This is a genomic window from Mesorhizobium sp. GW821-FHT07A06, assembly GCF_059419085.1.
Map to the genome: position 1 here is coordinate 175,638 of NZ_JBWKRC010000002.1, position 18,974 is coordinate 194,611.

18 protein-coding genes are annotated in these 18,974 nt (G+C 63.7%); 8 read left to right on the forward strand and 10 right to left on the reverse strand.

Annotation, left to right across the window (positions count from 1 at the left end; all coding sequences use genetic code 11):
• The first annotated feature begins 53 nt into the window (after positions 1-53).
• Positions 54-1,094: a zinc-dependent alcohol dehydrogenase family protein gene (locus AC07SZ_RS06325; protein ID WP_056572452.1), complete on the forward strand. Its 1,041-nt coding sequence runs from the start codon at positions 54-56 to the stop codon at positions 1,092-1,094.
• A gap of 21 nt (positions 1,095-1,115) precedes the next feature.
• Here the strand turns inward: AC07SZ_RS06325 and AC07SZ_RS06330 are convergent, their stop codons facing one another.
• A complete protein-coding gene (locus AC07SZ_RS06330; RefSeq protein ID WP_494913750.1) occupies positions 1,116-1,979 on the reverse strand; it encodes a DMT family transporter in 864 nt (287 codons plus the stop codon).
• A 105-nt stretch (positions 1,980-2,084) separates the two neighbouring features.
• Between AC07SZ_RS06330 and AC07SZ_RS06335 the strand changes: the two genes are divergently transcribed.
• Entirely contained in the window at positions 2,085-3,503 is a 1,419-nt protein-coding gene (locus AC07SZ_RS06335) for an aminotransferase-like domain-containing protein (protein WP_494913751.1), read from the forward strand.
• Positions 3,504-3,505: 2 nt separating this feature from the next.
• Here AC07SZ_RS06335 and AC07SZ_RS06340 read toward each other — a convergent pair whose 3' ends face one another.
• Positions 3,506-4,396 (reverse strand): LysR family transcriptional regulator, encoded by an 891-nt coding sequence (locus AC07SZ_RS06340; RefSeq protein ID WP_494913752.1) that lies wholly within the window; start codon positions 4,394-4,396, stop codon positions 3,506-3,508.
• Between the two features lie 128 nt (positions 4,397-4,524).
• Between AC07SZ_RS06340 and AC07SZ_RS06345 the strand changes: the two genes are divergently transcribed.
• Together AC07SZ_RS06345 and cml are read left to right on the forward strand one after the other, a co-directional pair.
• Complete coding sequence (locus AC07SZ_RS06345) at positions 4,525-5,970, forward strand: MFS transporter (RefSeq protein ID WP_494913753.1); 1,446 nt, start codon at positions 4,525-4,527, stop codon at positions 5,968-5,970.
• 223 nt (positions 5,971-6,193) lie between these two features.
• Positions 6,194-7,396 carry a CmlA/FloR family chloramphenicol efflux MFS transporter gene (gene cml, locus AC07SZ_RS06350; protein WP_494913754.1) on the forward strand — a complete coding sequence of 401 codons (1,203 nt, stop codon included), beginning with the start codon at positions 6,194-6,196 and terminating at the stop codon, positions 7,394-7,396.
• A 28-nt stretch (positions 7,397-7,424) separates the two neighbouring features.
• Here cml and AC07SZ_RS06355 read toward each other — a convergent pair whose 3' ends face one another.
• The 3 genes from AC07SZ_RS06355 to AC07SZ_RS06365 form a co-directional block, all read right to left on the reverse strand.
• Positions 7,425-7,922: a MaoC family dehydratase gene (locus AC07SZ_RS06355; RefSeq protein ID WP_027043813.1), complete on the reverse strand. Its 498-nt coding sequence runs from the start codon at positions 7,920-7,922 to the stop codon at positions 7,425-7,427.
• 201 nt (positions 7,923-8,123) lie between these two features.
• Complete coding sequence (locus AC07SZ_RS06360) at positions 8,124-8,552, reverse strand: phasin family protein (RefSeq protein WP_056573427.1); 429 nt, start codon at positions 8,550-8,552, stop codon at positions 8,124-8,126.
• A gap of 96 nt (positions 8,553-8,648) precedes the next feature.
• Complete coding sequence (locus AC07SZ_RS06365) at positions 8,649-9,944, reverse strand: DUF445 domain-containing protein (RefSeq protein ID WP_494913755.1); 1,296 nt, start codon at positions 9,942-9,944, stop codon at positions 8,649-8,651.
• Between the two features lie 341 nt (positions 9,945-10,285).
• Here AC07SZ_RS06365 and rirA point away from each other — a divergent pair, with 341 nt between their 5' ends.
• Positions 10,286-10,747 (forward strand): iron-responsive transcriptional regulator RirA, encoded by a 462-nt coding sequence (gene rirA, locus AC07SZ_RS06370; RefSeq protein WP_056572465.1) that lies wholly within the window; start codon positions 10,286-10,288, stop codon positions 10,745-10,747.
• A gap of 60 nt (positions 10,748-10,807) precedes the next feature.
• Here rirA and AC07SZ_RS06375 read toward each other — a convergent pair whose 3' ends face one another.
• The 5 genes from AC07SZ_RS06375 to hemP are packed head-to-tail and all read right to left on the reverse strand — an operon-like array spanning position 10,808 to position 14,926.
• The gene (locus AC07SZ_RS06375; RefSeq protein WP_172373504.1) at positions 10,808-11,599 is read right to left on the reverse strand and encodes a heme ABC transporter ATP-binding protein; all 792 of its coding nucleotides are present in this window, start codon (positions 11,597-11,599) and stop codon (positions 10,808-10,810) included.
• 23 nt (positions 11,600-11,622) lie between these two features.
• A complete protein-coding gene (locus AC07SZ_RS06380; protein ID WP_056572469.1) occupies positions 11,623-12,723 on the reverse strand; it encodes a FecCD family ABC transporter permease in 1,101 nt (366 codons plus the stop codon).
• Between the two features lie 11 nt (positions 12,724-12,734).
• Positions 12,735-13,625, reverse strand: a complete 891-nt coding sequence (locus AC07SZ_RS06385) for a heme/hemin ABC transporter substrate-binding protein (RefSeq protein WP_056572471.1) — start codon at positions 13,623-13,625, stop codon at positions 12,735-12,737.
• A gap of 11 nt (positions 13,626-13,636) precedes the next feature.
• Positions 13,637-14,698: a hemin-degrading factor gene (locus AC07SZ_RS06390; protein ID WP_494913756.1), complete on the reverse strand. Its 1,062-nt coding sequence runs from the start codon at positions 14,696-14,698 to the stop codon at positions 13,637-13,639.
• Positions 14,699-14,719: 21 nt separating this feature from the next.
• Positions 14,720-14,926 carry a hemin uptake protein HemP gene (hemP, locus tag AC07SZ_RS06395; RefSeq protein ID WP_010909946.1) on the reverse strand — a complete coding sequence of 69 codons (207 nt, stop codon included), beginning with the start codon at positions 14,924-14,926 and terminating at the stop codon, positions 14,720-14,722.
• 199 nt (positions 14,927-15,125) lie between these two features.
• Here hemP and AC07SZ_RS06400 point away from each other — a divergent pair, with 199 nt between their 5' ends.
• The 3 genes from AC07SZ_RS06400 (at position 15,126) to AC07SZ_RS06410 (ending at position 18,929) form a co-directional block, all read left to right on the forward strand.
• Positions 15,126-17,345, forward strand: a complete 2,220-nt coding sequence (locus AC07SZ_RS06400; RefSeq protein ID WP_494914155.1) for a TonB-dependent hemoglobin/transferrin/lactoferrin family receptor — start codon at positions 15,126-15,128, stop codon at positions 17,343-17,345.
• Between the two features lie 5 nt (positions 17,346-17,350).
• Positions 17,351-17,794: a hypothetical protein gene (locus AC07SZ_RS06405; RefSeq protein ID WP_494913757.1), complete on the forward strand. Its 444-nt coding sequence runs from the start codon at positions 17,351-17,353 to the stop codon at positions 17,792-17,794.
• Positions 17,795-17,885: 91 nt separating this feature from the next.
• On the forward strand, positions 17,886-18,929 hold the full coding sequence (locus AC07SZ_RS06410; RefSeq protein ID WP_494913758.1) for an energy transducer TonB family protein: 1,044 nt from the start codon (positions 17,886-17,888) through the stop codon (positions 18,927-18,929).
• Positions 18,930-18,974: the final 45 nt, after the last annotated feature.

Consider the following 18,974-nt stretch of genomic DNA (forward strand, 5'->3'; position numbering starts at 1 on the left):
GGACAGGGAATCGGCTATCGTTTCCACGGACAGTACGCAGGGTGGAGTGACCGATGAAAGCCGTCGTCTTCGAGAAATTCGGCGAAGCGCCGACGATCCAGACCGTCCCAGATCCGAAGCCGGCCGCCGATGGCGTCGTGATCAAGGTCGAGGCAACCGGGCTCTGCCGCAGCGACTGGCATGGCTGGATGGGCCATGACGATGATATCCGGCTGCCGCATGTGCCGGGCCATGAATTGGCAGGCGTCGTTGTGGCGGCCGGCAAGCGCGTGACGCACTGGAAGGCAGGCGACCGGGTCACGGTGCCTTTTGTCGGCGGCTGCGGCCACTGCTTCGAATGCACGTCCGGCAACCATCAGGTCTGCGAGCATCAGTTCCAGCCCGGTTTCACCGCCTGGGGCTCTTTCGCCGAATATGTCGCCATCGACTTCGCCGACACCAATCTCGTACGCTTGCCGGAAGAGATGGAATTCGCCACCGCTGCCAGCCTAGGCTGCCGCTTCGTCACGTCGTTCCGGGCGATCGTCGACCAGGGACGGGTCAAGCCCGGCGAATGGGTTGCCGTGCATGGCTGCGGCGGCGTCGGGCTTTCGGCGATCATGATCGCCAGCGCCATGGGCGCCAATGTCATTGCCATTGATCTCACCGACGAGAAACTGGAGTTTGCCCGCAAGATCGGCGCGGTGGCGACCATCAACGCATCGACCACCCCCAATGTGGTGAAAGCGGTCAAGCAGCTCACCAATGGCGGCGTTCATATGTCGATGGACGCGCTCGGCCATCCGACCACCTCGTTCAACTCCATCTCGAACCTGCGCCGGCGCGGCCGCCATGTGCAGGTCGGCCTGATGCTGGGCGACCATGCCAAGGCTGCGGTGCCCATGAGCAAGATCATCGCTTTCGAGTTGGAGATCCTCGGCAGCCACGGCATGCAGGCTTACCGCTACCAGGCGATGATGGAGATGATTCGCACCGGCAAGCTCAAGCCCGAACTGCTAGTCGGCAAGAAGATCAGCCTCGACGAAGCGCCCGCCGCCTTGATGGCGATGGGCGGTTTCGAAGGCATCGGTATCGGCGTGGTGACGAAGTTCTAGAGGCGGGCGTCGTTTGCCGAACTAGCGCGCGAACTTCTTCGCCCCGAACACGCACGCCACGACGCCCAGCGTGACTACCACCATCAGCGGGCTGACCTGCTCGTGCAGCAGGCTCGCCGCGAGCGCCAGGCCGAAGAAGGGCTGCAGCAATTGCAGCTGGCCCACCGCGGCAATGCCGCCTTGCGCCAGCCCCCGATACCAGAACACGAAGCCGATCAGCATGCTGAACAGAGAGACATAGGCGAGCCCGATCCAGGCGTGGGCGCCGACGGCGGCAAAGGACGGCGGCAGCGTCGCGAAAGTCAGCACCAGCATGATCGGCAGCGACAGCGTCAGCGCCCAGCAGATCACTTGCCAGCCGCCGAGCCTGCGCGACAGCGCGGCGCCCTCGGCGTAGCCCAATCCGCACACGACGATGGCGCCCAGCATCAGGCTGTCACCGAGCGGTGACGCGGTCACGCCTTGCATCAACGCAAAGCCAGCGACGAGCGCGCTGCCGATGCACGAAAACAGCCAGAACGCCGGTCTTGGCCGCTCGCCGCCGCGCAGCACGCCGAAGATCGCCGTTGCCAGTGGCAGCAGGCCGACGAAGATGATCGAGTGGGCTGAGGTGACGTGCTTCAGCGCCAGCGCGGTCAGCAAGGGAAAGCCGACCACCACCCCAAGCGCGACGATCGCCAGCGACAAGAGATCGCCCCGTTCCGGGCGTTTCTGCCGGAACAAGAGCAGCATTGCCAGGCCAAGCAGTCCGGCAATCGCGGCGCGGGCTGACGTCACGAATGTCGGATCGAAATCCATCACGGCAACGCGCGTCGCCGGCAGCGAGCCTGAGAAGATCAGCACGCCGATAAATCCGTTCAGCCAACCGTTCGCGGTCTTGTCCATTCCAGGCTCCATGTCTTTCGCCCTGTATCTGGCAGATGCCATGGCACAGCCAGAGACAATGGGGTACAATTCAGCGAAACTGTAATGGCATCACGGGCAGTACGGATGAGCAACCTCGCCTTGGAAACTGATGGCGCGCGCGCCCTGGGCGCCCCCACTCTGGTCGAAAGCGTCATGGCGGCCATCCGCCAAAGGATCGCCGCGCGCAGCCTGACGCCGGGAGCCCGGCTGCCGTCGATCCGCGCCTTCGCGCAATCCATGCAGGTGTCCAAGTCCACCGTGGTCGAAGCCTATGAGCGGCTGGCCGCCGAAGGCACGATCCGCTCCCGGCCGGGCTCAGGCTTCTATGCCGCCGGCTCGCTAGCGCCGCTGTCGTTGGCCGAGATCGGTCCCCGGCTCGACCGTGCCGTCGATCCGCTCTGGGTCTCGCGCCAGTCGCTGGACGCAGGCGACGAGGTGCTGAAACCTGGCTGCGGCTGGCTGCCGGCCGCATGGATGCCCCAGGCCGGACTGCGTCGCGCGCTACGCACGGCAGCGCGCGCCGATGATGCCGCGCTTGCCGACTACGGCACGCCGCTCGGCCTGCCGCCGCTGCGGCAACTCTTGGCGCGGCGCATGGCCGGGCATGGCATCGACGCCTCGCCTGAACAGATCATGCTGACGGAATCGGGCACGCAGGCCATTGACCTCCTGTGCCGGTTCCTGATCGAGCCCGCCGACACGGTGCTGGTCGACGATCCCTGCTACTTCAATTTCCACGCTTTGCTGCGCGCCCACCGCGCCAAGGTCGTCAGTGTTCCTTACACGCCGTCGGGGCCTGATATCGAGCTGTTCGCGCAGGCGCTCGCCGAACACCGGCCGCGCCTCTACATCACCAACTCCGCCATCCACAACCCGACCGGCGCAATCCTGTCGCCGGTCACCGCGCATCGTCTGCTCAAGCTCGCCGACCAGTCGGACCTGACCATAGTCGAGGACGACATCTTCGCCGATTTCGAGCACACCCCTGCCCCCAGGCTGGCGGCCTTCGATGGGCTGAATCGCGTCGTCCAGATCGGCAGCTTCTCCAAGACGCTGTCGGCCTCGGTCCGCTGCGGTTTCATCGCAGCGCCCCGGGACTGGATCGAGGGCCTGACCGACCTCAAGATCGCCACCACCTTCGGCGGCGGGCGGCTGGCGGCCGAACTGGTGCTGACGCTGCTCAAGGACGGCAGCTACCGCAAGCATATGGATCTGCTGCGCGCCAAGCTTGCGCGCGCCATGGCCGAGACCGGCACTCGCCTGAAGGCGATCGGCGTCACGCCCTGGATCGACCAGCAGGCCGGCCTGTTCCTGTGGTGCGGCCTGCCCGACGGCGTGGACGCGGCCGACGTTGCACGCCATGCCCTGGCCGACAACGTCGTGCTGGCGCCCGGCAATGCGTTCAGCCTGTCGCAGACGGCCAGCCGTTTCCTGCGCTTCAACGTCGCCCAGTGCGAAGACCAGCGGATCTTCAAGGTGCTTGAGGCCGCGATGGCACGCTGATCTCAGCGCCCCGTACAGACCTCCCGCACGCAGTCGCGCATCCAGCGCTGCGCCGGATCGGCATCGAGGCGCGGATGCCAGAGCATCGAAATGGTGACCTCCACGGTGGTGACAGGCAGTGGAAAACTGTGCATGCCAGCGCGCGCGCCGGCCGTGTGCCGCTCGGGCACGCTGGCGATCAGATCCGAGGCGCGCGCCATGGCGAGTGCCGCCGAGAAACCCGAAACCATGCACACGACCGTCCGCTGCAGGCCAAGCGCGCTCAGCGCCTCGTCGATCGGCCCTTTCTCGCGGCCACGCCGCGAAACACTGATATGCCGGCCCGCCGCATAACGCTCGGGCATCACCGTGCCTTCGCTCAAGGGATGCCCTGCTCTAACAGCACCAATGAAGCGGTCGCGAAACAAGGCCTGGATGCGCACTTCGGGCCCGGTTTCGCCGGCGACGCCGATTTCCAGGTCGATCGCCACGTCGCGTAGCGACAGCACATCCTTGTCGGATTTCGGCGCGAAACGCAGCCGTACTCCTGGCGCATCGACCTCGATGCGCGCGACGAGACGAGGACCGAATTCCTCGACGAAACCCTCATTGGTGCGCAGGGTGAAGACCTTGTCCAGGCTTGCGGGATCGAGCAACTCAGCAGGACGCAGCAGCATCTCCGCGTCCTGGACGACGGGGCCGACCTGCCGCCGCAATTCCTCCGCACGCGGCGTCGCCACCAGGCCGCGCCCGGCCCGCACCAGCAGAGGATCGCCCGTTGCCTCGCGCAGCCGCGCCAGCGTCCGGCTCATCGCCGAGGGGCTGAGCCGCAGACGGCGCGCGGCGCGGGCCACGCTGCCTTCCGCCAGCAGCACGTCGAGAGCAAACAGCAAATTGAGATCAGGAGACGCCATCTTTGGATCATAACATGATGTGGCGTTTGACGCATGAATATGATGCAAATGCTGCGCCTTCCGCCATATCAACCACAAGACTAGATCTCCGATGGCTCCGGTTCCGGAGCGAATGAAAGGAGATCGCCATGGCAGTCGCCACACAAGGTCGAGATGGGCTGACATCGGCCCCGCAAGAGAAAGAAGCGGTCGGCTGGGCCTTGGCAAGCCTGTCGCTCGCCACGCTGCTGTCGTCGCTCGGGACCAGCATTGCGAGTGTCGGGTTACCCTCGCTGATGCAGACGTTCGGGGCGTCGTTCCAGGCCGTGCAATGGGTGGTTCTGGCCTACCTCCTCGCCATCACCACGCTGATCGTCAGCGCCGGGCGGCTGGCCGACATGTTCGGACGCCGGCCCCTGCTGCTTGGCGGCATCGCGTTGTTCACATCGGCATCGGCGCTCTGCGGCCTGGCGCCGACGCTCTGGCTGCTGATCGCCATGCGCGCCGTGCAGGGGCTTGGCGCCGCATTGATGATGGCGCTGACGCTGGCCTTTGTCGCCGAAACCGTCAGCAAGGAGCGGACCGGCAGCGCCATGGGCCTGCTCGGCGCCATGTCGGCGATCGGCACCACCCTCGGTCCCTCGCTCGGCGGCCTGCTGATCGCCGGCCTCGGCTGGCGCGCGATCTTTCTCGTCAATGTGCCGCTGGGTCTCCTGACCTTCGCCCTCGCCTGGCGTGGCTTGCCCGCGAGCAACAAGAACGCGCAGACCGCTCAAGGCGGGTTCGACGCGATAGGCACTGTCCTGCTGGCCCTGACCCTGGCTGCGTATGCACTGGCCATGACGCTTGGGCGAGGCAATTTCGGCGCGCTCAACATTGGCCTGCTTGTTGCGACCGGCATCGGCGTTGTTCTCTTCGTCGTCACGCAATCAAGAGTGAAAACCCCGTTGATCCAGCTTGCCAGCTTCCGGGATCCGCAGCTCAGCGCCAGCCTGGCCATGAGCCTGATCGTCGCCACGGTGATGATGGCAACCTTGGTGGTTGCCCCGTTCTATCTGTCGCGAGGGTTGGGGCTCGATGCCGCGATGGTCGGCTTGGTGCTTTCAACCGGGCCGCTGGTCTCGACCCTGTCGGCGCTGCTGGCTGGGCGGCTTTCCGATCGCTTCGGGGCCAACAGGATGATGGTCGCCGGGCTCACCAGCCTTGCCGCGGGCACGTTCCTGCTCTCGCTCGCCATGACGAAACTCGGCATTGCCAGCTATGTCGTTCCGATCACCGTCACCTGCTTCGGCTATGCCCTGTTCCAGACCTCCAACAATGCGGCCGTCATGACCGGTGTCGGCGCCGGCGAACGCGGCGTCATGTCGGGCCTGCTCAACCTGTCGCGCAATCTCGGCCTCATCACCGGCGCATCCCTGATGGGCGCCATATTCGCGGTTGCGTCGGCTGGTGCTCAGAATGTTCTCGGCTCCGCCTCGGCCGCGCGGGGCATGCAGGTCACTTTTGAGACGGCAACGGCCCTGGCGCTGGTTGCGCTGCTGCTCGCCCTGTTCTCGCCCCGCTTTGCCGGCCGTGCCCGTCCCAGGAATTCCTGACCTGCCCGGGCGGTTGCCGAGCCGATCCCGGGCTGTTACTGAACGGCGCGCAGGCGAATGCCTGCAACGTCAATTTCGGGACAGCGGTATGGGAACCACAAAGTCAGCAGACAAATAAGCCGCGACAACATCTCGTTGTTGCGGCCTTCTGCCCCGTCAAATCAGACCATCCAGGAAACGGCAGATCGCCGCCAAATCTCACCATTTGTGCGGATGCTCAATCATGCCTTTTCCAAAGCGCCCGATATGGGCCTATTCCTTGCCGTCAGCGCTGCTGCTGATGGCGCCTTTCGATATCCTGGCCTCGCTGGCCATGGACATCTACCTGCCGGTCGTTCCGCTGATGCCGGAGGCTCTCGGGACATCGCCTTCGGTCATTCAGCTGACGCTGAGCCTCTACATGATCACCCTTGGCCTCGGCCAAATCGTCTTCGGCCCGGTCTCCGATCGGATCGGCAGGCGCCCGGTGCTGCTCGGCGGCGGCCTCCTGTTCGCAAGCGCTTCCATCGCGCTTGCCGGCACGTCACTTGCCATTGCCTTCGTCGTGCTCCGCGTCATCCAGGCCATGGGTGCGTCCGCCGTACTGGTCGCGACCTTCGCCACGGTTCGGGATGTGTACGCGGAGCGATCTGAAGGCACGGTCATCTATGGTCTGTTCAGCTCCATGCTGGCCTTCGTGCCGGCGCTGGGGCCGGTCGCCGGCGCCGTGATCGCCAAGGGTTTCGGCTGGCGTGCGATCTTCGTCACACTCTGCATTCTGGCCACGGCTGCCACACTTAATGCCTGGCTTCGCTGGCACGAGACGCGCGCCCTGAATGACTCCGGAACGCGACCGGCTTTCGGCCCGATCTTGCGCAGCTTTGCCTTCTGGACCTATACGCTCGGCTTCGCCGCGGCCATGGGCACGTTCTTCGTGTTCTTCTCGACGGCACCGCGCGTGCTCATCGATCGTGCCGGTTTCACGCAGGTCGGTTTCAGCCTTGCCTTTGCGACGGCGGCACTGGTGATGATCGCAACCACCCGGCTTGCCAGGCCATTCATCGCGCGCTGGGGCACCGCGGGCAGCCTGGCACGCGGCATGGCGATGTTGCTTCTCGGCGCATCGATGCTGGTGATCGGACAGGTATTCGCCGCGCCCTCTTTCGTCACCTTCGTCCTGCCGATGTGGGTGATGGCGGTAGGCATCGTCCTTGCTGGATCGGTCACCGCGAACGGCGCGCTCGAAGCGTTCGGGGATGTCGCGGGAACCGCTGTGGCGCTCTATTTCTGCGCCCAAAGCCTGATCACGGGCACCGCAGGCACGTTCTTCGTCATCCTGCTGGGCGGCGATACGGCATGGCCGCTGGCCTTCTATGCCACGGTGCTCGCGGCGACGACATTGTGCGCGCTCAAGCGTTTGCAGAGCCGGCAAGGCGCAGTCAGCTGAAAAACCGCAGGGGCTTGGGCGGGTGCGCTCAGGCCCCCGCGCGTTTGCGGCGCTCGTAAAGCATGACCAGCGTTTCGGCCGTCAGTGCCGGCTTTTCCTCGCCTTCGATCTCAACGGTGTTGGCTGCCTTCATCAGGTATTGGCCGGGCCCTCTGTCTTCCATGGAAAGCAGGACCGTGCGCAGCCTGATGCGTGCGCCGACCTTGACCGGCGCGAGGAAGCGCACCTTGTCGAAGCCGTAGTTGAAGGCGGCCTGCGTATTCTCGGGCACTATGCCCATGCCGAGCGCCAGCGCGCCGATGATCGACAGCGTCAGGTAGCCGTGCGCGATCGTCGTGCGGAACGGGCTTTGCCGCCGCGCCCGCTCGGGATCGACATGGATCCATTGATGGTCGCCGGTGCATTCGGCGAACTGGTTGATACGGTTCTGGTCGACCGTGGTCCATTCCGAGACGCCCAGTTCCTGCCCGGACATCGTCCTCAACTGCTCGTAGGTCGGCGGCGTTTTAGGCCGTACTTCAGTCATTCCTGCTTTCCCGATAGCTTGCAGTGCCTCCGGACCACGAACGGACGGCTCCTGTCAATTCGCCTTGCGTGAATCCGTTCCGCCGAATTCCGGCTGAATCGTGCCATGCCGCCTGACGCGTGGCGCCGATGCAACTATGCGCAAGCGGGTAAGGAGTGCCGACGATCCGCGTGGAGAATGCGGACAACGGCCCACGCAGACCTATTTCTTCTCGTAGCCGGCGCGGATTTCCTCCATCGCCTCCTTGATGCGCGCGCGCAGGATGTCGATCGATTCGCTGCCGGATTTCCGGGCCAATTCAGCCACTTCGCCTGCATTCTTGAGCGCCGCCTCGAATGATTTCCTGGCGAACTCCGTCTGCTTGGCCATGAGTTCCTGCGGATTGCCCGGCGCCCTGTAGCCCTGCGCCACGTCGGCAACCTCGCGCAACGTGTCCTGCAGCATCTCGCGTTGCCTTGACAACAGCGAGGTCGCTCCGGCTGCGCTGGCTCGCGCCGCCTTCTCCAGCGCTTCCAGGTTCTTGCGGTGATGGGCGAGGATCGCCTCGACATCGACATTGGGCACCTTCAGGTCCCGGCCGAATTTGCCGAACATGTCCATGAAGGAATCGGATTCCGGTTGTTTTGCCATGACGTCTTCTCCCCTGTCGCCGCGGATGCGGGCGCCCTCGCCGGAGAATAGCACTCGCGTGTCCATTCGGACACAGGCATGGCGATGGACGCGGAATCAATTGACCGGGAGCAGCAACTCGATCGTATAAAGCACTATGCCCGCCAGCCCGCCGATGATCATGCCGTTGAAGCGGATGTACTGCAGGTCTCGGCCAATGTTCATCTCGATCAGCCGCGTCAGCTGGCCAAGGTCCCAGCGCTTGACCTGGTCGGCTATGAATTTCGACACGCCGCTCTTCTGGCTCTCGACGAAGGAGGCCAGCGCCACGACGAACCCCCGGTTCATGTCGGCCCGGATCCGCGCATCGCCGGCAAGATGGCGGCCGACCTCGACGAACATGTTGGCGAGATGCGCGCGGATCACCGAATTCGGCGCCTTGGCGTCCTGCTCGATGAACAGGCTGAGGCTCTGCCACATGTCCCCGGCCAGCGCCCTGACTTCGGGGCGGGCGAGGAAATCGTGTTTCATCTTCTCGGCACGCTTTGCATATTGCTTGGACGTCCGCAGCCGTTCGACGAAGCCTTGCGCGAAACGGTCGAACTCGGCGCGCATTGGATGGTCCGGATCGGCGCGCACTTCCTCTAGCAGAGAGCTCGCAGACGCGACGATCTTCTTCAGAAGATAGGCGTCGGCTCTGAACAGGTTGAACAGCGACGGCAATTCCTCGCGGATTTTCTCACGCATCGTCGCCAGCGCCTGTTCATCATTGAGGAAGCGGCCGACCACCTTGATGAACTCGTCGAACAGTTTCTGGTGGCGGCGGTCGTCGGTGAGCGCCGACAGGAGCTCCGCCGCCAGCGGCGCCAGCGGCACCTTTTCGATCTGTTCGAGCATGCGGCTGGTGACGAAGCCGCGCAGGCCGGATTGCTCGACGGCGGCCAGCGTCTGTGGCACCAGCCGCAAGACGAAGCGCGACAGGCCGGCGGCGCGTTCGACATCAGTCAGCCAGTCGGCGACGAGTGCGGCAAAATCCACCTCGGCGAGTTTTTCCCGCACCGGCTCCGGCGCCAGGAAATTGGCCTCGATGAAGCGGCCGAGATTGTCAGCGATGCGGTTCTGGTTTTCCGGGATGATGGCGGTGTGCGGGATCGGCAGCCCGAGCGGCCGCCTGAACAGCGCCACCACCGCGTACCAGTCGGCCAGGCCGCCAATGGTCGCCGCCTCGGCGAACGCGGCGACGAACCCCAGCCATGGATAGGAGCTCTCGAACGACTTGGCCAGGGCGAACACCAACACGCAAAGCGCCAGCGCGGCCGTGGCGATGAATTTGGTCCGCCGCAGCGCCGAGAGCTTGGCTGCCGCATCGGCATCGAAACGGACAGGCGCCAGGGACGAAGCCGATTGTGACATGGACGAACTGCTCCTCGCCGATCTCTGGTCAACCGCTGGTCGATCTCTGGACGACCACCGATCGGTCTCTGGTCGACCACTGGTCGATCTCCGGCCTATCTAGGGTTTCATCAGCCGAAATGCCCGTGACGACCGGTTTTCCCCGCGTTCCGCCCGGTTGCGCACATAAAGTTGACGAGAATATTCATCTATAACGCGAAGCTAGTCTGGAATTATTCCAAGGTATAGGCCATATTCGCTCGAGGCCAGTGTGGCGACTCCGAAATTCCGGGTCACAGCCGCGTCGGCAAAGTTCTGGAATCTGGCGTGGTCGCACCACGCCGGCGCCTAGCGAGGACGAAATGCGGCTTACCCGCCAGACCAACTATGCCATGCGTATCCTGATGTATTGTGCCGCCAACAATGACCGGTTGAGCCGCATTCCCGAAATCGCGACCGCCTACTCCGTTTCGGAACTTTTCCTGTTCAAGATCCTGCAGCCGCTGGTCGAGCATGGCCTGGTCGAGACCGTGCGCGGCCGCAATGGCGGTGTCCGGCTTGGCCGTGCCGCCGAGGCGATCAGCCTCTTTGACGTCGTGCGCGTCACCGAGGAAAGCTTCGCCATGGCCGAATGCTTCGAGAACGATGCGGCCGAGTGCCCGCTGGTCGACAGCTGCGCGTTGAATTCAGCGCTGCGCGAGGCGCTCAACGCCTTCTTCGCCGTGCTTTCCCGCTACACGATCGCCGATATGGTGGCGGCAAGGCCGAATGTGCGCAACCTGCTTGGCATCGACATGCTGGAACGCCGCGCCCCGGCCGCCTGAGGGTACGTGAGTACCGGAAGCGCAGGAAACCACCGTTCGCAGGCCGGCCTCACCTGAATATCAACCGACCGAGGATTGCGGCAGCACGAACGGCATATTGCCGGCTGGCAACACACCGACCCTGAGCCGGCAATCGAACACTTTTTCGATCAAATCGTCGCTCAGCACCTCTTGCGGCGAGCCGGTCGCGGCCAGCCGGCCGAGATGCATGACGAAGATGCGGTCGGCATACATGGCCGTCAGGTTGAGGTCGTGCAGGATGGCGACCACGCCGCCTCCCCTTCTGGCGAAGTCGCGGGCGATGTTCATGATGATCAGCTGGTGCTTGATGTCGAGGCTGGAAACAGGCTCGTCGAGGAACAGGTAGCGCGGCTTGCCGTCGAGCACCGGTGCCCAGACCTGGCACAGCACGCGCGCAAGCTGGACGCGCTGCTGCTCGCCGCCCGAAAGCTCCTGGTAGAACCGCCCCGCGAAACCGTCGAGGTCGACGCGTGCCAACGCCCGTTCCGGCAGCCGCGCATCCTCGCCAGGCAAGGCACCCGAGCGGCCGCCGACAAGCCCGAGCTTGACCACCTCGCGCACGGTGAATGGAAACGACAGCGTCGTCGCCTGTGGCAGGACCGCGCGATGGACGGCAATCTCGACCGGCTTCATCGCCGCAAGGTCGCGGCCGTTGAGGGCGACGCGCCCGGCATGGGCAAGCTCGCCGGACAACGCCTTCAGGAAGGTCGTCTTGCCCGAGCCGTTGGGGCCGACGATTGCCGCGATTTCGCCGGGTCGCGCATCGAAATCGACACCGCCGACGATACGTTTGCCGGCGATATCAACCGAAACATCCCTTGCCTCGATCATCCCAGCCTCACAAATCCCGAACTTCACAGGTCAACGACGCCTCGCTTGCGCAGCAGGATCCATAGGAAGAACGGCGCGCCGGCGACCGCGGTGACAATGCCGATCGGCAGTTCCGCCGGCGCCACGATGGTACGTGCGACGGCATCGGCAAGCAGCAGCAGCGAGGCCCCAAGCAGTGCCGAGGCCGGCAAAAGATAACGATTGTCTGGGCCGATCAGCAGGCGCAGCAGATGCGGCACGACGATGCCGACGAAGCCGATGCCGCCGCTGACGGCGACGGACGCACCGACCGCCGCCGAGACACCGATGATGGCGGTGTATTTCAACCGCTGGACGGGTATGCCGAGATGGCCGGCGGTCGCCTCGCCAAGCGCCAGGGCGTTGAGACCCCGCGCCAGGAAAGGCATTGCCGCCAGAGCCAATATGATGATCGGCCCGACGGACGCGATCTTCGCCCAGGTTGCGCCGCCAAGGGATCCCAGCGACCAGAAGGTCAAGTCCCGCAACTGACGATCGTCAGCCATGAAGATGAGGATGCCGGTCAGCGCCATGGCAAGCGCTGCCAGCGCGATGCCGGCGAGCAGCATGGTGGCTACCGAGGTCTGCCCGCGCCGCGTGGCGACCTGGTAGAGCACCAGGGTCGTGGCGAGACCGCCGAAGAACGCCGCCATCGGCAGGGCAAGCGTGCCGAACAAAGCCGTTACCGGCGCCAGAATGGTGGCGCCAAGCACGATAATGGCCACGGCGCCGAGGCTGGAGCCGGCCGAAACGCCGATCAGGCCGGGATCGGCCAGCGGATTGCGGAACAGCCCCTGCATGACGGCACCCGAGACCGCGAGCGCCGCGCCGACCAGTATACCGAGGATGATGCGCGGCAGTCGGATATCGTAGACGATCAGGCTGTCACGCGCGCTCAGCGCCGCATCAAATGGAACAGCTCCGGACAGCCAGTCCCTGATGACATTGACGGCCGATGCGTCCGATGCGCCTGACGTAAGCGATAGAAATACGGCGGCGGCGAGCCCGAGGCACAGCAGCACGATGACGATACGGGCGCGGCCCGAGCGATCGCCTTCGGATACACTCATCGCCTTCACCGGGCCGGCGATCGATTGATCGACCATGATGCGCACGCTCAGTCCGTGACCTGCCCGCCATAGAGCGAGACGGCGAGGTCGTGGATGGCGTCGGCCGTACGCGGCCCGAAGCCGAGCAGATAGGCGCCATCGATGCGGATCAATTTGCGGGCGGCACCTGCCGGCGTCGAGGCGACGGACGGATTGCCGAACAATTCATCGTCCGATACCGGCGGCCCGGCATTGCTCATCATCAGGATCACATCCGGCCTGGCGGTGATGATCGCCTCGTCGGACATCTGCTTGTAGCCGGAAAAGCCTTCGACGGCATTGACGCCGCCGGCCAGCCTGACCATGCCGTCGGCCGCGGTTTCGCTGCCGGCCGCCAGGATCTTGCCGCCCTGGACCGACAGCACGAACAGGACCCGCTTGCGTTCCTTGATCGAGGCAGTCTGCTTTTCGGCTGATGTCAGCCTGTCATCGAGGTCCCTGGCGAGCACCTCGGCCTTGGCGTCGGCCCCCAGCGCCTTGCCGATGATACGGACCTTCTCCAGGATGCCCTCACGGCTATAATGTTCAGGCACTTCGATGAAGGGGATGCTCGTCTTCTTCAGCACGTCGACCGCTTCCTTGGGACCGCTGCCCTGCAACGCCAGGATGCCGGTCGGATTGACCGACAGCACGCCCTCCGGCGACAGCGCGCGCATATAGCCGACATCGGGCAGGTCGAGCACCGCCTTTGGATATCGGCTGGTGGAATCGCGCGCCACCAGATGCTTCTCCTCGCCAAGCGCATAGACGATTTCCGTGATCGAGCCGCCTATGGCGGCGATCTTCGACGGATCGGAGAAAACGGAAACGCCCTCGGCGGCATCAGCCGGTTGCAGCGCGGTAAAAGCCAAGGCAAGGCCGACCATCGGGCCGGCGACGATCCTGGAAAAACAGCCCATTGTCGTTCTCCTCAGGCTGCTGTCGGATTTGGGATACGCGGCAGATTTTCTGCCAGGAATCGCCAATCGTCGCGCTCGCTTTCGCCTTCATGGCGCTTGCCGAAGAACTGGATGATCATCTCGCCGTCGGCGGCATAGACCTCGAGCGAGGTGACATGGCCATCCTTGGTCGGCTTGCGCACCGCCCAGACTTCATGGATGTGGTCGGTGCGCAGATGCAGATGGAAGGTCTCGTCGAGCACATTGATCCACGGCCCCATCGGCTTGATCGACCTGACCGGTCCGGAATGGATCTGGATGCAGCCGCGGTTGCCGACAAAGCACATGATCGGCATCTCGCCTTCGGAAGCGTGATGGAACATGGCGCGGACCGCGTCATTGTCGAGCGGCCAGGCATAGTCCGTTCCGACCATGCGAACTGCCTGGCGGCGGCTGAGCTTCAGTGTCTTCAGCATGCCGAAGAACTGGTGCACATCGGTCAGCCGACTCCAGCGGTCGCGCAGGTCGTCAAGATTGGCGGTGGTTGCTTCGGCCTCGCTCTCATCATCGGGGATTGGCCCCGAAATATCGATCGTCGGCTCCTGGTTCGACGATGCCAGAGCGGCGACCAGCTTCTGGTAGGCGTAGAGGCTGGAAGCCGGACGCAGATGCACCTTGTGCACCGCCTCGCCCGCCGCGTCGAAGAACTGCAGGCTGCGGCGGATCTCTTCGCCGTCACGCTTTTCCACAGCGAAGCCATGCGCCCAGACTTTCGGGAAGATGCGCAGGTCGATGTTCTCGCCAAGCACCATGGCATTGTGGTTGCCGGTAACCACCTTGTCATAGACGCCGGTCTTTTCGTGCACCGCGCTTTCGTTACGTGTCAGCGCCATAACCTCGCCGACGGCCTCGAGGCCGGTCAGAAGATCGTTGACGCGCGGCTCGACGCGCACGACGCCGTCGCCGCAATGCGCGGCCACCAGTTCGGCCTCCGAAATGCCGAGCTGGGCCGCCAGGTCACGCTCGCGCGCTTTCGGATTGTCGGTCCGTGCCCGCCGGATTTCATGCGGGGCGGGTTTTACGCGCTGGTCCATGTCTTAACCCCTGATACCTTTTTACTTGTTGAGAATGAGCTTGCCCTGCCGGGTGATCTTCAGCCGGTAGAGCGCACCATGATGCTCGATGCCGATCTCGTGCTCGCCCTGGAACAGCGTGTTGCTCGACAGCGTTCGCACGGCCAGCGGGATCCGGTCGAAGCGGGTGGAGGCATCATCGGAACGCCGGACGCGATAACGAAAATCGTTGGGATTGTGCGTGTTCATCTGGGTCGATCCCTTTCCTGTGCCGGGCATCTGGCTAGGCGTTGCATATTGCCGATTCATTTCTTGACTCGAATAATCATGTTTATTAGTCAGTGCAATACCGGAGCAAATGAGTCAACATTTAACACGCCGGACACGATGAAAAATGCCAGCCAGCCCCGGGCCAGCCAGCATGAAACCTGGAATTTGGAGTTGGGGCATGGGGTTGGTGAACTGGGAATCGCGCGGCCGGTCGGCGGCGAGCGGCATGGCGGCTTTGTTGGCAAGCGTGGCGGTCATCGCCCTGTCCGCGCCAGCAGCCTACGCCCAACAGGCAACGCAGCCGGCGGGCGATCAAACGGATCAGTCGAAGAAGGCTGACCAGGAAAAAGCAGCACCCGCGGGCGCGACGCTGCTCGACAAGATCCTGGTGCTCAGCCGCACCGGCGAAACAGCGATCGAATCACTGGCCTCGGCCAGCCATATCGATCAGGAACAGCTGGACCGTCGCATGGCGACGACGCCGAACGAGATGCTGCTCGGCGTGCCCGGTGTCGCCGCGCAGGCCGACGCCAGGCGTGTCAGCACCAGCATCAACATCCGCGGCTTGCAGGATTTTGGCCGCGTCGCGGTTATCGTCGACGGCGCACGCCAGGATTTCCAGCGGTCCGACCACGGCACGCAGTCGACCTTCTATATCGATCCCGAGCTCGTCAAATCGGTCGATGTGATCCGTGGTCCTGTCGCGAACACCTACGGTTCGGGCGCCATTGGCGGTGTCGTCTTCTTCGACACAAAGGATGCCTCGGATTTTCTCAAGCCCGAAGAGACGTGGGCCGGCTCCATCACCGGACGTTACGAGAGCAACGGCAAGGGCTGGACCACCAGTGCCACCGGCGCCTATCGTCTCAACGAGAATTGGGATGTGTTGGGCAACATCGTCTACCGCGACTATGACGACTACAAGGATGGCGGCGGCGACACCGTCAAGGGCACCGGCTTCGACGTGCTGAGCGGCCTGCTCAAGACCACCATCCGCCCGACCGACAACAGCGAGCTGAAACTGGGCTGGGTCGGCTCAAGCGACGGCTGGAGCGAGATCAGCGGCGGCGTGCCGACCAACGATGCGGATCTGAAATCCAACACTTTCACGGCTCGCTACAACATTACCGACGAAGACAAGAGCTGGCTCGATCTCCACATCAACACCTCCTACAACAAGACCAATCTCGGCCTGACCAGCCTTGTTCCTCTCAGCCGATTCGATCCCACCACGGGTGATTCCATAATCCTTCCGGCTGGATCGACATCGACATTCGACGTCGGCACGACGGCGATAGACATCTGGAATACATCGAGATTCGAGACTAGGGGCGTGGCGCACGAACTGACCTATGGCGGCGATTGGGTCAATGATGACGTCAAAACCGGCGGCACCGCGGGCGGAGACAGTTTCTACACCCCTTCGGGAAAGCGTAACGTCTCTGGAGCCTACGTTCAGGACAAGCTCACCTGGGAATGGCTCGAAGTCATCGCCGGGCTGCGCTACGACAGCTACAGCCTCAAGGACGGCACCCATGAAACGTCAGGTGAGCGTCTTTCGCCGCGCATCACCGTCGGCGTCACGCCGTTCGACACGCCAAGCCTGTCGGGGTTGCAGTTCTACGGCACCTATGCTGAGGGCTACCGCTCTCCATCGCTGACCGAGACGCTGATCAGCGGCAACCATCCGGCGGGGGTTACTTTCCCGTTCCTGCCCAATCCCAACCTGAAGCCCGAGACCGGCAAGACCGTGGAATTCGGCGTCAACTACAAACAGAATGACATCCTTGAAGCCGGCGACGCGCTTCGCATCAAGGCGGCCTACTTCAACAACAATGTGGACGACTACATAGAGGGTACATCCTTCGGGGCTTCCTTTACCAATCCAGCGAGCGCTTGCCCGGTCGATTGGGACCAGCTCATGAACAACCCCGGCTACATCCCGATCTGCTACCAGTATCAGAATTTTGCCAAGGCCAAGATAAACGGCTTCGAGTTTGAAAGCGTCTATGACGCCGGTTGGGGATATGCTGGCCTCTCTGCCTCGATAACAAATGGTCACACCATTTCCTACGCGGGCGTTCGAGCAGACCTCGCCACGATACCGTCCTCCCAGGTCACGGCCCAGCTTGGTCTGCGTTTCCTCGAGGACAAGCTGACCGTCGGCGGCGAAGTGCAATACAATGGCAAGCCGAAGGGCAATGCCGTGGCCACCGACTATACGCTGGTCAACGCCTTCGCCAGCTATCAGGCGACGGACAATCTGAAGGTCGATTTCCGGGCCGACAATCTGTTCGACGTCAAATACGCCAACCCGTTGAACGGCAGTACGACAGTTGCGGTCTATGAGCCGGGCATAACGTTGAAGTTGGCGGCAACCATGCGTTTTGGAGGCTGATGATCATGAAGAGCTCGGCGACATCCCTTCGTCTGCTGACCTCGACGTTTGCGATGTCGCTGACGATGGTTCCGGCGTGGGCTGAAGGGTCCGCGCCGGTCCCCGCACTGACCCTCGAATTGAACGCCGCGCAACCTTCCGACAAGGGTTGCCGGCTGACATTCGTGGTCAACAACAACCTTGGCGCCGGCCTTTCCAAGGCGGCATTCGAGATCGCGCTGTTCAACGAGGCCGGCGTCGTCGACCGGCTGACCGTGCTCGACTTCAAGGATCTGCCGGAAGGCAAGACCAAGGTGACGCGCTTTGATCTCGCCGGCACCGATTGCACCAAGGTCAGCCGCGTTCTGATCAACAGCGCGACCGAATGCGCCGGCACCGGCGTCGAGCCGAATGCCTGCATGCGCAAGCTGAAGACCGAGACCAAGACCGGCATCGCTTTCGGCGTCTGAGGTGGGGCTGCACACCACCTTCGCACAAGACACCGCGGCATGGTCCGTGGCCGGCTGCGGTCCGCTGCCGTGCGGGGCAAACGATCTTGATTTGACAACACTGCGTGGGCCACTGCAGTTTCCGGCCCGCAACATGCAGGAAGTCAGTCCCCTCCCCGACGCTGGCGGCGAGCTGGCGATAGCGCCGGCCGAGCCGCTTGCCCAGACGCCACCGCAAGCCGGCAACGGCAAGTGGGCGATGGCGATTGTCATCTCCGGTCTGCTCCATGCCGCGGCAGCGGCGGCTTTTCTGATCTCGCCCGCCGGCACATTCGATTTCCAGGACGCGGAGCAATCGGAAGGCAGCGATCGGACAGGTGACAAGGTCGCCGGCAGCGCATTGGACAAGGACCCCTCGGCAGTGAACGTCAGGCTGGTGCCAAGCCCTCAGCCGGCCAAGCCACAGGCAGAGGCCGCCAGACCAGCGCCGCCGGCAAAACCTTCGCAGCCCAAACAGGAAGCCGTGAACCAACCTCCCGAACCGACAAAGGAAGCGGCAAGGCAACCGCCCCAGCCTTTGCCGGAAGCTGTCAAACAGCAAGCGGTCACGCCGGACATACTGGTGGCGGCGGCCCCGCGCCCCGATGACCAAAGCGTGGCTGCCAAGGCCGAAGCGCCGGCTCAGCCAAGCGCTCAGCCTGAAACCACCGAAATGCCTGTCGCCGTTCCGAACCAGCCGCCGATCCCCAGCGCCAGGCCAACGCCGGTGGCGCCGCCTTCAAAAGCGGAGGACGAGAAGCGCGGCACCGCTGATGGCCAGGACCGGCTGGCGCAGGCGGCCAGCAAGGGCAAAAAGCAGGAAGAGCCAGGCAGCGCCGCGGAAGACAGCTATCGCGGCGATGTGATCAGGAAGCTCAGCCGCGTCAATCGGGCCGTACCGCCTTCCCTGCAACTGACAGCGCGCAACAATGCCGTTGTGACATTCGTTATCAGCAGCAAAGGCGGCATTGATGACCTGCGTATCCTGGAAAGCTCCGGATCGCCAAACTTCGACCAGATCGTGCTTGGCATCGTCCGCAAGGCGGCGCCGTTCCCGCCTATTCCGCCCAAAATCGGCAGCAGCCTGGAGTTTACCGGCGCTATCGGGCCGTTTTGAATGTCCCGCCTTCAACCATCAACAGTCCACGATCCATTGATTGAA

Excerpts from the sequence above, each read along its gene's own strand:
- AC07SZ_RS06380 (WP_056572469.1), bottom strand. The coding sequence starts at position 12,723 with ATGGTCGATCAATCGATCGCCGGCCCGGTGAAGGCGATGAGTGTATCC.
- AC07SZ_RS06325 (WP_056572452.1), top strand. The coding sequence starts at position 54 with ATGAAAGCCGTCGTCTTCGAGAAATTCGGCGAAGCGCCGACGATCCAG.
- AC07SZ_RS06360 (WP_056573427.1), bottom strand. The coding sequence starts at position 8,552 with ATGGCAAAACAACCGGAATCCGATTCCTTCATGGACATGTTCGGCAAA.
- AC07SZ_RS06390 (WP_494913756.1), bottom strand. The coding sequence starts at position 14,698 with ATGGACCAGCGCGTAAAACCCGCCCCGCATGAAATCCGGCGGGCACGG.
- rirA (WP_056572465.1), top strand. The coding sequence starts at position 10,286 with ATGCGGCTTACCCGCCAGACCAACTATGCCATGCGTATCCTGATGTAT.
- AC07SZ_RS06330 (WP_494913750.1), bottom strand. The coding sequence starts at position 1,979 with ATGGACAAGACCGCGAACGGTTGGCTGAACGGATTTATCGGCGTGCTG.
- AC07SZ_RS06375 (WP_172373504.1), bottom strand. The coding sequence starts at position 11,599 with ATGATCGAGGCAAGGGATGTTTCGGTTGATATCGCCGGCAAACGTATC.
- cml (WP_494913754.1), top strand. The coding sequence starts at position 6,194 with ATGCCTTTTCCAAAGCGCCCGATATGGGCCTATTCCTTGCCGTCAGCG.
- AC07SZ_RS06365 (WP_494913755.1), bottom strand. The coding sequence starts at position 9,944 with ATGTCACAATCGGCTTCGTCCCTGGCGCCTGTCCGTTTCGATGCCGAT.
- AC07SZ_RS06335 (WP_494913751.1), top strand. The coding sequence starts at position 2,085 with ATGAGCAACCTCGCCTTGGAAACTGATGGCGCGCGCGCCCTGGGCGCC.
- AC07SZ_RS06355 (WP_027043813.1), bottom strand. The coding sequence starts at position 7,922 with ATGACTGAAGTACGGCCTAAAACGCCGCCGACCTACGAGCAGTTGAGG.
- AC07SZ_RS06340 (WP_494913752.1), bottom strand. The coding sequence starts at position 4,396 with ATGGCGTCTCCTGATCTCAATTTGCTGTTTGCTCTCGACGTGCTGCTG.
- AC07SZ_RS06345 (WP_494913753.1), top strand. The coding sequence starts at position 4,525 with ATGGCAGTCGCCACACAAGGTCGAGATGGGCTGACATCGGCCCCGCAA.
- AC07SZ_RS06405 (WP_494913757.1), top strand. The coding sequence starts at position 17,351 with ATGAAGAGCTCGGCGACATCCCTTCGTCTGCTGACCTCGACGTTTGCG.
- hemP (WP_010909946.1), bottom strand. The coding sequence starts at position 14,926 with ATGAACACGCACAATCCCAACGATTTTCGTTATCGCGTCCGGCGTTCC.
- AC07SZ_RS06385 (WP_056572471.1), bottom strand. The coding sequence starts at position 13,625 with ATGGGCTGTTTTTCCAGGATCGTCGCCGGCCCGATGGTCGGCCTTGCC.
- AC07SZ_RS06400 (WP_494914155.1), top strand. The coding sequence starts at position 15,126 with ATGGGGTTGGTGAACTGGGAATCGCGCGGCCGGTCGGCGGCGAGCGGC.